This is a genomic window from Vibrio azureus, from assembly GCF_002849855.1.
GTDB lineage: Bacteria > Pseudomonadota > Gammaproteobacteria > Enterobacterales > Vibrionaceae > Vibrio > Vibrio azureus.
The window spans coordinates 714,983-731,021 of record NZ_CP018616.1 but is presented as its reverse complement, the minus strand read 5'-3'; the positions used below and the strand labels follow the sequence as shown (position 1 = coordinate 731,021).

Genomic DNA, 16,039 nt, shown 5'->3' with positions numbered 1-16,039 from the left:
AGTATAATGACATTTTTAGGTTATTTATTGTTCTTTTCTATATGTATCTCTTGTTCTATATCAATGGTTCTTATTTTAAAAGGGATCAGTTACGGTTTTACAAACCTTAAAGAAACGTTCAAAAGTTTAGCATCTAGCTTTGTTTTCTTTCTTATAACATTGGGTCTAGCGTTTGTTTTACATAGCAATACGGAAGCGCTAAATGTGAATGCTATTCAACCAAAAGTGAATAGTAAATAATATTATAGGCCAGACATGGAAACTCCATGTTTGGGCTTGTTGCAACAAGCCCCTTGAGACGATCAATGGTGTTCCCATAAGACGAATGTTTGTCAGTATTCAATGCGTTGGGATGAAAGGAGGGTTTGTAGCGACGTAAGCAGCGTTTGAGAAATTGATAAGCGGCCTCTTTATTACGCTTATGAGAAAAGAAGAAATACACCGTTTCCCCACGTTTATTGATGGCTCGATAGAGATAATGCCATTTGCCTTTCACCCTGACGTAAGTTTCATCAAGTTGTCAGGAAGAATCGATACGAGTGAACTGACAACGGCGTAACTTCTTATGTAGGATAGGCTCATAGTGGATAAACCAACGATAAATCGTGGAGCGATTCACGAATACACCGCGTTCGGCCAGCATATCACTGAGGTTTGCGTGGCTCATCGCGGTAGTGCCATACCACCGCACACACCATAAGATCAGTTCAGGGGTGAAATGTCGCCATTTGAATTCAGACTTGGCCATAACGCATTGCTCAGTGATGAATCATAGTTAAAATCTGGCTGACTGCGAGGTTTTTGCAACAAGCCCCGCTCAACGAATTTATTTAACATAATTATATTAATGCGCACCGACAGTGTTATAACAAAGCGAAAATGTCCTGTTTAGGCTGTGACGATACTCATCAAGACATAGGTCGATGTGTAGTGTAGAGACACAGGCTCTGGAAACATTATTAACCAGAGAATAAAAATGAGGTGCTCATAAGAACACCCCAGATATAACTTTACTTTTTAAAAAAGCGATTTACAGCGGAATAAGACCTAATTCGATGTCATATAACCAGGGGGCCGGTGTTGTCGAATTGTAATACGTTAACCTTTGCGAGGGGGTTAATTTGCTTTCAACGCCCTCTGGATAGTTGAAACAATAGCAAGGATCAGGCTCGTCAATCCCGATCATATCCCTCTCATTGAAAACCATCGTTTCAATAAACTCATCTAAATTTGAACCCAAAAATATTAGTTGTCCATCTAAGTAATAAAACCCCCCATGTTTATCTATATATAAATAACTTCCTAATTCAGATAACGAGCCAATTGGGTATAAATCTAAAGGGAGTTTATAATCCTCAATCATTTCCTGAACATCTCTTTTTGAGCAATCAAAATTCCTACTCGTTAGACGTAAAATCCTCTTCTGACCAGTCTTACTAATTAGAGTGAGTCCATATATATTTCTTAATATGCTTTTGGCATTATCATTGATTGAATACGCTGCATATTCTTCAGGTAGCTCAACCATACGTTCACTACTCCAACCCATGGAGGTGAGATATTCTTTAGTTTTTTGTTGCATTATTTATTACTCCATTTTTATACCGTCGAATATACCGAAGGATTTTATTGCTGGGAAACATGATTCACAGGCATCTCTAAACGTAAAGTCATCCAGATGCACAGCCACACTGACTGCGCCATCCAAATCTGCTTCAGCAGATAGCGTCTTATGCGTAGTATAAACCTCTGCACACATTCCATGAGTTGGCCTCTTTTTTAACTCTTCGTCTAAATTGTCGTAAGCATTCTTAACTCGATCGTCTACATGAACGAGAGGATGAGGTTCAAAATGCGGGTTACCCCTTCTGGTATTGTAAGCTTTAAAAATTTGCCTATCTTTGGTAACTATTACAGACACCATCTTGGGTTTTTTTGCCCCTTGGGCAGGCTGAAGCCCTTTTTCACCTTTTCCTCCAATCCAATTTTGATCAATTTCTTTAGCATATTCATAAGCATGCTTTTTGGCAATCTCTATTCTTTCCAGCAAGTCCGGATCAAGACGTTGAGTTGTAGGCCTAACTGTGCCATCAGTATCTTTTTCGTAGACCTTATAATCCGTTCTTTCAGGCTCCACCACACTCTGATGAGCTTTATTGCTTGATTGCCCTTTAAGCTCATAAGAAGGAGGCTCTACAGAGGTATCTGGTTTACCCGCTTTTAACTTCGCTAAATCATCCTTGTTACCCTTTACGTTTAAAACCGTCAATCCAGCCGCTAATGACAGCGAACGAATAAGCTCTGCTATTTGACGCGTTTTCTCACTTGGGGTTAAAGAGCTGTTGACTTTGATAGCATCAATTTGATCCATCGCCTCAGTAGTTAAAACAACCCCATTGGCAATGGCACTGGCACCGTCAGCAGCAACTTGCCCGTAAAGTAGATATTTACCTGCTTTCAGCCCTTGATTCGTTCCAGAGAAATTCAGTGAGCTTTGGCGTAGCCACCCGGCACCAAAGATATTTCCTACTATCGCAAGCGTATCTAAACCATCATCTCTTACGTTACTAAACCCTTTATCATAACGCTGATAAATACTCAGGGCACTTGCCGTTGTACTCGTTGCAATACTGGCCCATATCGCGGCACTGGCTACTCTTGAGCCTGGTACTGGTGCGAATATAAGTGTCACTGCTGTGGCACCAAGCGCAATATTGCTAGACCACTCGATAGCCGTATCTAAACTGGATCCACCGCTGGTTTTTAAATCACCTTTTAGATTGATAGCTTGATTGTTATCGATAATATCAACTTCATAGCTGATATGACTTTCGGCAATTTGGCTGTTCGATTCCCAATCTTTTAATGCGTTTGAAATTGCTTCTTCAGCATTGCGACCTGTACCTTCGTACTCTCCGCAAAAAGCCGTCTGCCCACAATAAGTCCAATCAACTAATCCCCACACATGTTCATCATCACTGAACCAATTGTCTTTAATACGCTTTTGGTACAAAAACGCTTTTAAAGGCTGTTTAGCATGTGTGTCTGTGGAGATGGCAACGGCTTTGATCGGATAACGAGTTTTGCCAGCAGAATCTTCAAGTAGATCTCGCAACCTCTCCGCATTAGTCTCTAATTTCTCAAGTTCTTCTTCATGCTTTTCCGTTGCCTCTTCATCCATTTCGGTATTATCGGCAATTTGTTTGAGAGTATCGATGTAACGCTGATCAGCAATAAGAGATGTTTCAGGTTGCTGAATTACATCTTTTGCTTTTTCAAGATCGGGAGCGAGAATAGAATGCGCATTACCTACGTTTATTGGGTAGCTATAATATTCCGCAGGTCTAGTGCTGCCATCTCCAGAATGATATTGATGGCGACACATAATAATGTGTTGGCCATAGAATTCTGGTTTAAATTCAATATCAATATCTTTTCCGAGATAAGCTAAAGGCGGAGCACCTTCATCCTTAATGGCTTGTTGACTGTGTGCAATAAACCATTTGTACTCAGAATAAGCTTTTGTCGATTCAACAATCGCCCGCTGCCGATTCAACTTAAGCTTAAGAACGCTGTCTTTAATGACAGTGCTGAGTGCAGGCTGAGCCTGTATTGCTAGTATCGTATTTTGGGTAGCCTCAGGAGGATAATAAGTCTCACCACCTCCAACATCGACACCCCCGGCAACTAATAATCCAATGACTGCAACGCGAATGTTTGGTCTGGTGAAAAGATGGAGAATGTCTTTAACCAGTCCGTTTCCTTGATTGTTGTTGAAGTACTTATCGTAGGCTTCAACAATCATTGGAATGGCTTCCGTTGATTGACTTAATAAACGGAAGGTTTTACTTTTATTACGGTGTTTAATGGCATCGCAGATATGAGCAGCAACAGATTTAACATAGACATCATCATAATCACTGTAAGTGATCGTGAATTCACCTTCAGGAATACTTTCGAAGAAATGAAATCCCTCTTCGTCTAAGCGCTCTTGTTGTGAAGTGCCGTCTTCAAATTGGATTAAAAAATCCGCTTCTGGAATAGGGTACTTCCCAAGCGTTTTTAGCTCTACCCTTAGCCCAGAATTGTGGCCATCAACATAAGCTACAGCGATATTGGTGTCTTTTAAACTGTCAACCACGACAGCATTATCTGAAAGCCAAGGCATATCCTTCTCAGAAACTTCATGTATTTGAGCGGATGAAACACCTAAAATATGGTTTTTATCTGAAAAAGACTGCTCCACGGAATAGGTATTGATGTCATCAAGAGCAGTACTCTCTTTATCCAGCTTCGCACTATCTTGCTCAAACTTTTCAATTTGAGCAAAGGTTAATGCCTGTGGGCGGAATAGCAACTTAAGGCCATTCTCACCTTGTTGCAGCTCTCCTTTGATTTTATAAGGGAGCAATACATGCTGCTGATCAAAACCTTCAGGATAACGAGTAATAGGTTGAGGATTCTGTTTATTCTTTTCTTGTTGCTCAAGGTGGCGAAAGTATTCGACGTCAATGTCCTGATAATAACTTTTATCGGTGATGAATAGCTCACGCCACAACTTACCTTTCCAGAATATATACAGATATCCAGCTTTAAGCTCAGCCGATTTAGATTTTGATTTTTCCTCGTTAAGATAAGCAAGTGGACGAACGGGAACCAGTACATTATCCCATTCAGCCATCTCAGTCTCTTTACTTACTGGCATAATACCTTCTGCCAAACGTAAACTCAGTGGATTAGGATGACCTTGCATCTTTATATGTAGATACAAATCACGAGGGACCGATTCCAGTTGCTCAAATTTAACCAAGCTACGGTGGCTCACCTTCTTGTCAGGTTTGGCTTGAGTAATTTTTGCTGATAAGTCATTGCTTTTGCTGAGATAGAAAGCCGCATTACTCGCAGGACTTTGCCCCGCTACTTCAACAACAATTTTGTTCTCAGGTATCGGATCGGAAGGTACGTAAATATAATCTTTTGGTAGAACGACATCATCAGTTACGGGTTGATAACTTGCTTTATTAACCTTGGTTTTGCCAGTGTAAATCACCGATTGAATGTACGTTTTTAACTTTGGGTAGCGATTGATTTGAGCATCACTGAGTGCCCCTCTGCGTGGGGAATTAGAGACTGCGATCCAGTCGACTTTAACCAATTCGGCTTCCATAGATTTTAACAATCCGGAAGTGGATTTTTTTGCAGACAACGAGATCCTCTGCGAAAGCTCGTTTGGTAAACTTTTCAGGATATCATTGGGGTTTCGCACACGCGAAAATATGTCTATGCACTCATCAGGAGTAAGAACAAAAGGTAACTCCGCTTTTGATAGTTTTGAGCTAGGAATAAAGCGAACATTAGAATTCATGAGAGATCTCCGTGACCAAATCATTAAATAAAAAGGTCACGGTGATAACTTAAGCTGATTAGACTTAAATTTAACGACTTGGTAATTAATAATCGTCCCCACAAAGTGGGTTTAGATAATAATAACAACAAAAAATAATGTTTAAAGTGATATAAACAGAATGAGAAACTAATAAAATGTAATTAAGAAACCTAAAACATTAGATATAGAATCCAAAGTGGCATTATTTTTAGGAGAAATGCATAAAAGCGCCAAAATTCCACTTTATTCTAACCAATAATAACCAGATAAAAATGTGACTTTAGTCACGAGAAAATCAAACAGACAACTCACTTGTATATAAAATAGAGGCTTCAAAAGTAGAATAATTAACCTTTGCCCCCCCTAGATGATCTTTAAATTTTACGACAAGCTAATTTTTTAAAACTAACCACTAATTTCAACTATGGCTTCTTTTAACTTGCTACGAAAATATGAATCAGTTTCCTCACCTTCAATCTTCTGTAGATTAATTAGAATATACTCTGCTCGCTCACCGAGCGAAACAAGTAGTTCTAGTGAGTTTTCCCTACAAGTTGACGAGATATTAGACACTTCATTCAAATATAGATCTACTCCACCGACAACTGCACTCTTACAAGCTTCGGTCAAAGGTAGAGTGTCTCCATTATAAACACATGGTGTTTCTTCAAGTGCGAATCCATTAGCTATTTCAAAGAGTAAATCATAGGTATAAGCTCGACCGTTTTTAACTTTAGAAGCTAAGATTTCTAACAAAAATGGGACTACATAAAAAGCAGCCTGATACAAGTCACCTTGCAACACAACGTGGTTATCAAGCTTCCAATAAGAAGCTTCCTGATCTAGCTTATCGTCTGAAATAAGACCCTTAATTGCTTCTGGGATATGGCCTGAATAGCCATTAGCTTGTTTTAACTCGGCCCAGTTAATCTTTCCGATTTCATCAAACATTGTTAGATACCCTCATAATTTGCTTCATAATTCCTCATATGCTTATTGCAACAAAGGATGTTGAATAAAGGCCAGCTTGATTATTGGTTACGTCGTGATGATCCGAAACTGAGGATGCAGGAGAGCTCCGCCTTCCTCAATAAACTCTTCAATATCTTTGGAATCTACGAATGAAGAGAGGTGCTCAGATAAGCACCTCAGACACATCTTTAATTTTTGCAACAAGCCCATATATTTATGCAGCACCTAAATGCTGCATAGTAGGTGGGGTGTTGCGTTTCATGTGGCGGAGGGCCAAATGGATCTAAGTTTGCGACAGAACCGTACGAGTAGGTTATAAAGCTTTTCAGCACCGACGAGTTTTGTATGCTTCGACTGGGCACTGTCGCCATTGCCATAACATAAACCTAAATTATATTGCGCATCCAAATGACCTTGATCCGCGGCTCGGGTGTACCACTCCGCCGCCTGCGTTCGATTTTCTTCAACGCCATAGCCAGTATGATAACAAACACCCAGATTGAATTGCGCATCCAAATGACCTTGATCCGCGGCTCGGGTGTACCACTCCACCGCCTGCGTTCGATTTTCTTCAACGCCATAGCCATTGTCATAACAAACACCCAGATTGAATTGCGCATCCAAATGACCTTGCTCAGCCGCTTGGGTGTACCACTCCACCGCCTGTGCTGGATTTTCTTCAACGCCATAACCATTTTCATAACAAAAACCCAGATTGGATTGAGCACCTGAATGACCTTGCTCAGCCGCTTGGGCCCAACACACCATGGCTTGTGCGAGGTCTTGCTTGACACCGACGCCATTATAATAACACAGTCCTAGATTATATTGCGCCTCTGCGTCACCTTGCTCAGCGGCTCGGGTGTACCACACTGCGGCTTGTGCGGGGTCTTGTTCGACACCGTTGCCATGCTCATAACATAAACCTAGATTAAATTGCGCCTTTGCATGCCCATGCTCAGCAGCCACCAAATACCATTGGTTAAAATAATTTCTAGGAGAATTGTTTGCCTGCCCAAATTCAAATTGTATCTCGGCTATCTCTCTGGTGCTACTTACATTTTTGTTGGGTTGGCGAAGATAAAACAGGTATGACAAATATAGACTTTCTTTACGCAATAAAGCCCCGATTTCAGCCAATGGTTGCTCCCCTTCAGGTAATATTTTAGAGCGTTGTAGAGCCTTTTGCCATTCATAGGGTATATTAGGGTAACGCCTTACTAATTCGTACCACTGCTCTTGATTTAGTGCGTTGATCATTTCCTCAGTCGGTCGTAGTTGAGATTTTTGTTCCAAAATATCAATAATAGGCGGACATTGTTTTAGATATTCGAGCAATTGGTTTAATTGATTGCGGATCATAACAAGCCAACGCTGCCAGTCCGGGTGCTGCAATTCATCAGAGAAGTCTTCTTGTTCAAGTAAACTGAGTATCTGACCAATTTGCGCTACGCTCCCAAGCTTTTCAACCACACACAGAACGACCAGAAATTCATCGAAATTTTCTGGAGAAAGTAGTTTTTCATCTATCTCTCTCAGGGTAAGCAATGGATTACCAAGCAAGTGTTGGTACAACATTTGTAATTCTATGTCATGATCAACTGGCCTGAGCTGCCAGTAAAAACGCCACAACGCATTAGGTTTGGGTTGCAAATTCTGCACAATCAGTGCCATTGCCAATGCCAAACGTGGATCAGATACTAAACTGGACTGCATAACAGATTCAGCAACATAAGTATATTCATGCATTATTAGTAGTTGATCTATACAAGCATCGATATCGGGTTTCCAGCATTTCAACTGACATAATTGGTGTAGCTTTTGCCAGAGTTGGGGGGTATAGCATTGATCTGATGTTAGGAAATAATCCAAAAGATTACGGAGTACAGCATCTGGGCACTCTCCTATGCTACTGTACAGTCTCAAGATATTGAAATAATAAATTTCACATTCAATTTTAGGAAGAGGCTGTTGTAGAAGCTGTCTTAGTGAATGGATATCACGCAAGTTCAGTGCCCGACTTAATGGTACTAATTGCTGTTGCACTGTTATTTGTTGGGCATCTGGCATTGAACCTAAAACCTCTGGGGCCAGCAAGCAATGCTGTTGAGTTAAAAAATATAGCTCATATCCTAGCTCCTCGGTATTAGGATGTTGAAGGAGACTTTCCCATTCAAAAGTACGCCAAAGTAATTCATATACCTCCCCTACCATCCAATCCCTGCAAAGCTGCATAATACCAAGTGCTTGATCGTAAATGCATTCTTGTCGGGTCAATGAGACCATATGATATTTTTTTGTCCAAAGTTCCCAATGGGTTAGATTAAAGCGAATAAGGGAATCACCCAAGAGAGCTTCTAACTCCAAAATGAGCGGATCTTGTTCAACATTAGTGGCAGAAGAGTAGAACTCAGAGGTAACTGATGCATTATTAGTTTCAACATCATACTGATTTGCCAAAGATAGTGCAGTCTCGTAAGCTTCTCGAAGAGCTTGAAAAGATTCAGGGTTTTCTTCTGGATGAACAACTTTTAACTGTTGGCGGTAAGCTGCTTTTATCGCTTTTACGTCTTTAGTCGGTGAAAGTTTTAAAGTGCGCCAAATGGTCATACAATACCCTCCTCGTTAAAAAAAACAGATAAAGAAGTAGGCATTGCCAGTTGTGGCAATGGGGTCTGCCAATCGAGGGTATCAAAATAGCACTGATGTGCCTTTAGATCTTGGCAGAAATTTTCATACTCATAGCCAATTCCTCGATTAAGTAGGTTTTGGCAAGCATCTGAGAAACCCGCACTATCAGCTTCAGTATGAGTAAATTTCCAATAACTCCGACCTAGATTACAACTTATCGAGTATTGTCGCCAACTTTTGAAATGATACTGAGCTTGATTAGCGTTTTGATTGAGCAAAAAACAGGTTTCTGATTCGGTAATTAGGTTACAAGTGTAAGCATACCGAATAAGATGAACTGCACGGGCAAAATCCCACGCTCGGATCCCACCTATACCACAGTGGTGATAAACGACCTCAGCAAATTGACAATCGACCAGCCCTTGCTTATTGTCAATATCGTTCATATATTCTTGCCATTGGCTCGGATAAATAAAATGAATAAGCTCCAATTCTTGGAGTAATTCATCCCCATGCACTTTACCCTTGATAAGTTTTATGATCATTTCAATCCAGCTAGTACGGTCTGTGATCCCCCACCAAGCTTCAATAGTTGAAAGACAGTCTTCTTTATTAATACCTTTTACTATTATCTGATTAAAATCAAGGTGTCTGGATCTGGATTCTTGAAAGTACATAGATAGCGGTATTGTAAGTGTCATCCACCATCGGCAGTGAGGGAAGCTAGCGTCATATTGGTAATAGTCTTGCATAATAATCTCAGTCCTCTTAATTAAGGTTTTCTGACAAAGAAATTTCAATCTGTTTTCGAATTTTATTGATATACGAATTATCTTGACTGCAGAGCGCCTTATTAAAAGCTAAAATCAGAGGGTTTAGGTAGGCTCTTTGCTCACCTAAAGCCTGTTCGTATAAGCTATTAAGTTTTTCATTAAACGCAATATTTTCTAACTGATCCCTAGGATGGGTTTTTAAATTGCTGAGTTTCTCCAAACTCTGCAATTTCTCAGCATCAGTGATTCCGTCAGGGTGCTGGACAATAACTTTATTGGTAGTTTTTCCTGTAGAAACTACAGTAACATTGATTTCTAGTAAACCATTGATATCATAACTAAAACGAACATCCACAGCTTCAGAGCCAGCGGTTCTGGGAGGCACCTCAATGTTGAAGCTATCGATGAGAATATTATGAGCCACCCAAAAAGATTCACCCTGAAAAACGGAAATACGAATGTGTTTTTGTTCATCATGAGTAGTATAATAACGCTCTATACGAGAACATGGGATTATCGTGTTTCTTTCTATAATCGGACTAAAAATCCCAGAGTCGCTTTCACTGACTATTGCAATTCCAAGGCTGTAAGGACAAACATCCGTTAAAATAACTTCTTCAATGGACTTATCTCGTAAGCGGCAAGCAGCCTGAACCGCAGCCCCCATAGCCACGACCAGATCTGGGTCAACCGTTTGTTTGACAAATCGACCAAACAGCCTGATTGCCATTTGGTGAATATCTTTTAGCCGAGTAGCCCCTCCGACAAAAATAACTTCATCAATTTCATCGCTACTTATGCGAGCATCTTTAAGGGCTTGTTTAATAGGTTTAGCAATTCTAGCCAACACGGGTTGCCAAATTTTTTCCAGCTCATCATTTCTAAAGCTAAATGAGCGTGAAAAAGGAGATGACAGTTGCACTTCTAACTGATTATAACGCTGTTTCTTGCCACGTTCGCAAGCGGCAACAATGATAGCATGCTCCGCCGGAGTAATATCGGTACCAGACCGTTCCAGTTTACTGTAAACAGCCTGAACTAAAGCCGCTGTAAAGTCCTCACCGCCAAGGAAGTTGTCCCCTGTGGAGGCGTGTACTTCGATGAAAGTATCGGCTTGCTCTACAATTGTAATATCAAAAGTCCCCCCACCAAGGTCAAAAATAAGATACCTCTTATTATTGTGACTACCATCTATTCCATGGGCCAAACTGGCAGCAGTAGGCTCATTTATTAAACGGACAGCATTAAGTCCTGCCAGTTCAGCACTGTAACGGACTTCTTTACGTTGATGGTCGTTAAAATAAGCAGGTACAGAAATTACTACATCTTGGATAGGTTGCTGAAGATAAGTTTCTGCGTCTTCTTTTAAGGATTTGAGAATAATAGAACAAAGTTCGGTGGGGCTAAAATCCTGCCCCGCCAAAGAGTATTTTTTATCAGTCCCTAAATAGCGTTTAAAGGTAGCAGCGGTATCCGCAGGATAAGTAATCAAGCGATTTTGAGCTGGCTCACCGACCAAAATCGATTGTTCTTCAGTAATGCTTATCACTGATGGGGTTAGATATTGACGGTAAACGTTGGGGATTAATTCTGCTAAACCATTACGAAAGACAGATATAGCACTATTGGTTGTACCTAAATCGATACCAATAGCCAGTTTATTTTCATATTTCAACTAAACAATCCTGAAGGCTGTATTTTATAAAAAAATATTAACAGATGAAATAAAAATTTACTATCTCTATTGGTGGGTTGAGTACGGAAACAAAGCCTGGAAAACTTAAACAAATTCAACCCCCTGTAGTGTAGAAACACAGGCTCTGGAAACATTATTAACCAGAGAATAAAAATGAGGTGCTCATAAGAACACCCCAGATATAACATTACTTGTTAACAAAAGCGATTTACAACGGAATAAGACCTAATTCGATGTCATACAACCAGGGGGCCGGTGTTGTCGCATTAAAATAAGTTAACCTTTGCGAGGATGTTAATTTACTCTCAATTCCTTCTGGGTAGTTAACACACAGACAAGGCTCTGGACACTCAATCATGACCCATTTTCTTTCGTTATAAACTATCGTTTCAATAAACTCATCTATATTTGAACCTAGAAAAGAAATTGCTCTATCAGAGTGATAAAAATTTCCATATTTATCTAAAAAGAGATAGCCATCAACCTCAGACATTGTACCAATTGGATATAGTTCAAAAGGAAGCATGACATCTTCAATAGTTTCCAAAATAGTTTCTTGCGCAATATCAATATCTTGGCTGGTCAGAAGCAAAGGCCTTTTGTAATTGCCAAAATTTAAAGTGAGGCCAAATATATTCCTTAAAATATTCTTGATGATATCACTCATTGAATAAGCTGAATACTCTTCTGGTAATTCAACCATACGTTCACTACTCCAACCAATGGAGGTTAAATACTCTTCAGTTTTTTTTTGCATTATCTATTTCTCCAAATCTACAGCATCGATTGCACCAAGGGACCCCAACTTGAGAGGATACGGATGTTGAATAAGGGCCAGTTTAATTTTTGGTTACGTCGTGACGAGCCAGAACTGAGGATGCAGGAGAGATCCGTCTTCCTCAATGAACTCTTCAATATCTTTGGAATTTACGCATGAAAAGAGGTGCTAAGATAGGCACCTCAGACACACCGAACTCCACGATGGAAAATCCTAAGAGGCCTCTGGGGTACGAAATTCTTCCACTTCAACAACATTGACGATTTTTTCAAGTTGCTGAAAAAATCTATATTTAACTTCTTCATTGATAGCAAAGTCTATGGAGTAAAAATTACGGTTTCTTCTAAATAATTGGGGCCGTTCTCCTTCCATAACAATATTCGGCGAAAATCGCAGTTCTTTTAAGTTATGTTTATACCTAACCGCTGAAACAGGATAGACCTCGTATTGTATATCTGAATTAAAAGGGCAAACTTGGACATTAGGGACATTTTTTACTTTATACATTTTAAACGCGGCGAATATACCTGCTCCTGCTCCGGCTAAAATAAGGGGGCCCGCTATAATTGTACCAACCACAGCGATAGCTATGCCTAAGTAACCCGAATAGCGTAAGCTTTTGTAGTAAAAATCTGGCAGTAAGGACATTTCAGTTACAATAAATCCTTTTTCATTCAAAGTAACTTTTTGTTCTGTTTTAGGGTTATCAGCGTAGTAGCTTTGCATACATGCGATACTTATAATTAATATAGCGGAGAGCATATAAAAGACATCAATGACCAAAGGGTCATGTATAGCAAACCAAACCACGATACTAGATAAGAAGAACCAAATAACAATCGCAGCATATCTATTAGGCTTTTCTTTTATTAAGGTAAACTCATATAATGGACTAGAGTCAAAGGCCTCTTGCTTTTTTTGGGTCATATATTCTTCGGTAAGAATTGGGAGATTTTCCAGTGGCATATACATAGCCAATTACCTTATTAATAAGTTATGTAAAGATTATACCGAAAGCACTCATCACTTTCGGCATATGTGGTTATAGTGTTTTTTTATTATCTGGTACTTTAGGTACTGTGACCTCAATAGTAGGATTATATTCCTTTATTGAAGTGTCCGGTTTGACTAAATCAGAACACTCTAAAAATGAGGTGCTCATAAGAACACCCCAGATATAACCTTACCTTTTAAAAAAGCGATTTACAGCGGAATAAGACCTAATTCGATGTCATACAACCAGGGGGCCGGCGTTTTCGAATTGTAATACGTTAACCTTTGCGAGGGTGTTAATTGGCTCTTAATTTCTTCTGGATAGTTGACACAACAACAAGGTTCAGGCTCGTCAATCCCGATCATGTCCCTCTCATAGAAAACCATCGTTTCAAGAAACTCATCTAAATTTGAACCTAAAAAGCATATTTCTCCATCTAAGTAATAAAAGTCCCCATTTTTATCTAAATATAGGTAACCTCCTAATTCAGATAGCGAGCCAATTGGGTATAAATCTAAAGGGAGTTTATAATCCTCAATCATTTCCTGAACATCTCTTTTTGAGCAATCAAAATTCCTACTCGTTAGACGTAAAATCCTCTTCTGACCAGTCTTACTAATTAGAGTGAGTCCATATATATTTCTTAATATGCTTTTGATATTGTCATTGATTGAATAGGCTGAATACTCTTCTGGTAATTCAACCATACGTTCACTACTCCAACCAATGGAGGTTAAATACTCTTCAGTTTTTTTTTGCATTATCTATTACTCAAAATCTACAGCATCGATTGCACCAAGGGACCCCAACTTGAGAGGATACAGATGTTGAATAAGGGCCAGTTTGATTTTTGATTACGTCGTGATGAGCCGAAACTGAGGGTGCAGGAGAGCTCCGCCTTCCTCAATGAACTCTTCAATATCTTTGGAATTTACGCATGAAAAGAGGCACCCATATGAGTACCTCAGACACATCTTCAATTTTTGCAACAAGCCCCTGTAGGCCACCACATCCAAATTAAATTTGATGTGGACACGTAATATCCTACACATTCAGGCATTACCACTTAATAATGTGGCAACACCCAAAAACGTATTAATTTCGTTTAATTTTCACACTATCATCAAACGCCCCCTCCCCAATGGTGGTCACTGAATCAGGAATGGTCACGCTGGTGAGTTCGTTGAATGCAAACGCCCCCTCCCCAATGGTGGTCACCGAATCAGGAATCGTCACGCTGGTGAGATTGTTGCTATAAAACGCCTCCACCTCAATGGTGGTCACCGAATCGGGAATAGTCACGCTGGTGAGATTGTTGTCACCAAACGCCTTCTTCCCAATGGTGGTCACCGAATCAGGGATGGTCACGCTGGTGAGATTGTTATATCTAAACGCCCCCTCCCCTATTTCTTTAACTGTTACACCATCCAATACTTTAGGAATAATGATACTAGGATACGATGCAGAATATCGATTTATCATCCCCGTTGTTTTATCAAAGTCCACCATCGCCAAAGTTAGCACCATTGACTTCGTACTTCTTTCTGGAGTTTTGGGGGTGGGATTAACACTTATCCGGCCATCTTCTACAATTTTTTCCGCGTACGAGTAGTTACTCCCCACGGCCACCACAATAGAGGCTAAAAGCACTATAGGGGGCTTGTTGCAAAAACCTCACAACCCGCCAGACTTTAACTATGATTCATCACTGAGCAATGCGTTATGGCCAAGTCTGAATTCAAATGGCGACATTTCACCCCTGAACTTATCTTATGGTGTGTGCGGTGGTATGGCACTACCGCGATGAGCTACGCAAACCTCAGTGATATGTTGGCCGAACGCGGTGTATTTGTGAATCGCTCCACGATTTATCGTTGGTTTATCCACTATGGGCCTATCCTACATAAGAAGTTGCGCCGTTATCAATTCACTCGCATCGATTCTTCCTGGCAGCTTGATGAAACCTACGTCAGGGTGAAAGGCAAATGGCATTATCTCTATCGAGCCATCAATAAACGGGGGGAAACGGTGGATTTTTTCTTTTCTCATAAGCGTAATAAAGAGGCCGCTTATCAATTTCTCAAACGCTGCCTACGTCGCTATAAAGCCTCCTTTCATCCCAACGCATTGAATACTGACAAACATTCGTCTTATGGGAACGCCATTGATCGTCTCAAGCGTGAAGGCCGCTTACGGCAAGATGTAGAACATCGACAAGTGAAATATCTCAACAATGGCATTGAATCTGACCATGCTCCCATCAAAAAGCTTATCGAAGCCACCGGCGGCTTCAAGGTTCGAAAGCGGGCTTGGTCAACGATTCAAGGTTTTGAGGGGATAAGGATGTTGAATAAAGGCCAGTTTGATTTTTGGTTACGTCGTGACGAGCCGAAGCTGAGGGTGCAGGAGAGATCCGCCTTCCTCAATGAACTCTTCAATATCTTCGGAATCTACACATGAAAAGAGGTGCTCAATTAGGCACCTCAGAAACATCTTCAATTTTTGCAACAAGCCCCTTAATACAGTGCTTTACCTTAGTTTTGGTATTTTTCATCCCTCGACCAAGCCCGGTCAAGGTTAATGTGTCTTTTTCGTTAAGTGCATTGATACAGTCAAGAACGGCTGTGATACGTCTCTTATCTTTGATAGCGGAGAACGCTGACATTAAGAAAAAAGTATTCAGGATGGTGGATAGGTTCATGGGGCTCGTCGAGTCATATCTTTTCAATTGATGCTATGATCGCCGAACAAAATGAATCTGCCTACTTTTTCACGCTATCTACATGATTCTTCTATGCTAGTTGTGGGG

General features: G+C 40.3%; 12 protein-coding genes and 4 pseudogenes. 4 read left to right on the top strand and 12 right to left on the bottom strand.

Features of this window, described 5'->3' with window-relative positions:
* Positions 1-292: 292 nt before the first annotated feature.
* The 4 genes and pseudogenes from BS333_RS03470 to BS333_RS03455 form a co-directional block, all read right to left on the bottom strand.
* Positions 293-748, bottom strand: a pseudogene (locus tag BS333_RS03470) (IS6 family transposase); the annotation flags it as partial.
* A gap of 282 nt (positions 749-1,030) precedes the next feature.
* The gene (locus tag BS333_RS03465) at positions 1,031-1,582 is read right to left on the bottom strand and encodes an SUKH-3 domain-containing protein (RefSeq protein ID WP_021711790.1); all 552 of its coding nucleotides are present in this window, start codon (positions 1,580-1,582) and stop codon (positions 1,031-1,033) included.
* A 6-nt stretch (positions 1,583-1,588) separates the two neighbouring features.
* Positions 1,589-5,365, bottom strand: a complete 3,777-nt coding sequence (locus tag BS333_RS03460) for a hypothetical protein (RefSeq protein WP_101903852.1) — start codon at positions 5,363-5,365, stop codon at positions 1,589-1,591.
* Between the two features lie 426 nt (positions 5,366-5,791).
* Complete coding sequence (locus BS333_RS03455; protein ID WP_021711525.1) at positions 5,792-6,337, bottom strand: hypothetical protein; 546 nt, start codon at positions 6,335-6,337, stop codon at positions 5,792-5,794.
* A gap of 54 nt (positions 6,338-6,391) precedes the next feature.
* Here BS333_RS03455 and BS333_RS22275 point away from each other — a divergent pair.
* Positions 6,392-6,511 (top strand): annotated as a pseudogene (locus tag BS333_RS22275) (IS6 family transposase); the annotation flags it as partial.
* 105 nt (positions 6,512-6,616) lie between these two features.
* On the opposite strand, the gene BS333_RS03445 reads toward BS333_RS22275, so the two are convergent.
* The 4 genes from BS333_RS03445 to BS333_RS03430 form a co-directional block, all read right to left on the bottom strand.
* Positions 6,617-8,968 (bottom strand): J domain-containing protein, encoded by a 2,352-nt coding sequence (locus BS333_RS03445; protein ID WP_021711828.1) that lies wholly within the window; start codon positions 8,966-8,968, stop codon positions 6,617-6,619.
* Positions 8,965-9,741, bottom strand: a complete 777-nt coding sequence (locus BS333_RS03440; protein ID WP_021711827.1) for a DUF1266 domain-containing protein — start codon at positions 9,739-9,741, stop codon at positions 8,965-8,967. Before BS333_RS03440 ends, BS333_RS03445 begins: the two co-directional genes overlap by 4 nt.
* A 16-nt stretch (positions 9,742-9,757) precedes the next feature.
* A complete protein-coding gene (locus tag BS333_RS03435; protein WP_021711826.1) occupies positions 9,758-11,437 on the bottom strand; it encodes an Hsp70 family protein in 1,680 nt (559 codons plus the stop codon).
* A 229-nt stretch (positions 11,438-11,666) separates the two neighbouring features.
* A complete protein-coding gene (locus BS333_RS03430; RefSeq protein ID WP_021711825.1) occupies positions 11,667-12,215 on the bottom strand; it encodes an SUKH-3 domain-containing protein in 549 nt (182 codons plus the stop codon).
* Positions 12,216-12,266: 51 nt separating this feature from the next.
* Here BS333_RS03430 and BS333_RS22270 point away from each other — a divergent pair.
* Positions 12,267-12,395: pseudogene (locus BS333_RS22270) on the top strand (IS6 family transposase); the annotation flags it as partial.
* 54 nt (positions 12,396-12,449) lie between these two features.
* Here BS333_RS22270 and BS333_RS03420 read toward each other — a convergent pair.
* Positions 12,450-13,208, bottom strand: coding sequence for a hypothetical protein (locus BS333_RS03420; RefSeq protein WP_021711830.1), 759 nt, complete (start codon positions 13,206-13,208; stop codon positions 12,450-12,452).
* Positions 13,209-13,439: 231 nt separating this feature from the next.
* Positions 13,440-13,991: an SUKH-3 domain-containing protein gene (locus tag BS333_RS03415; RefSeq protein ID WP_021711829.1), complete on the bottom strand. Its 552-nt coding sequence runs from the start codon at positions 13,989-13,991 to the stop codon at positions 13,440-13,442.
* Positions 13,992-14,042: 51 nt separating this feature from the next.
* Between BS333_RS03415 and BS333_RS22265 the strand changes: the two are divergent.
* A pseudogene (locus BS333_RS22265) lies at positions 14,043-14,171 on the top strand (IS6 family transposase); the annotation flags it as partial.
* Positions 14,172-14,325: 154 nt separating this feature from the next.
* Here BS333_RS22265 and BS333_RS03405 read toward each other — a convergent pair.
* Positions 14,326-14,880 (bottom strand): leucine-rich repeat domain-containing protein, encoded by a 555-nt coding sequence (locus BS333_RS03405; RefSeq protein WP_218927352.1) that lies wholly within the window; start codon positions 14,878-14,880, stop codon positions 14,326-14,328.
* A 72-nt stretch (positions 14,881-14,952) separates the two neighbouring features.
* Here BS333_RS03405 and BS333_RS03400 point away from each other — a divergent pair, with 72 nt between their 5' ends.
* Entirely contained in the window at positions 14,953-15,690 is a 738-nt protein-coding gene (locus BS333_RS03400) for an IS6 family transposase (protein ID WP_101903850.1), read from the top strand.
* Between the two features lie 10 nt (positions 15,691-15,700).
* On the opposite strand, the gene BS333_RS03395 is transcribed toward BS333_RS03400, so the two are convergent.
* The gene (locus BS333_RS03395; RefSeq protein WP_033003568.1) at positions 15,701-15,931 is read right to left on the bottom strand and encodes a hypothetical protein; all 231 of its coding nucleotides are present in this window, start codon (positions 15,929-15,931) and stop codon (positions 15,701-15,703) included.
* Between the last annotated feature and the right edge of the window lie 108 nt (positions 15,932-16,039).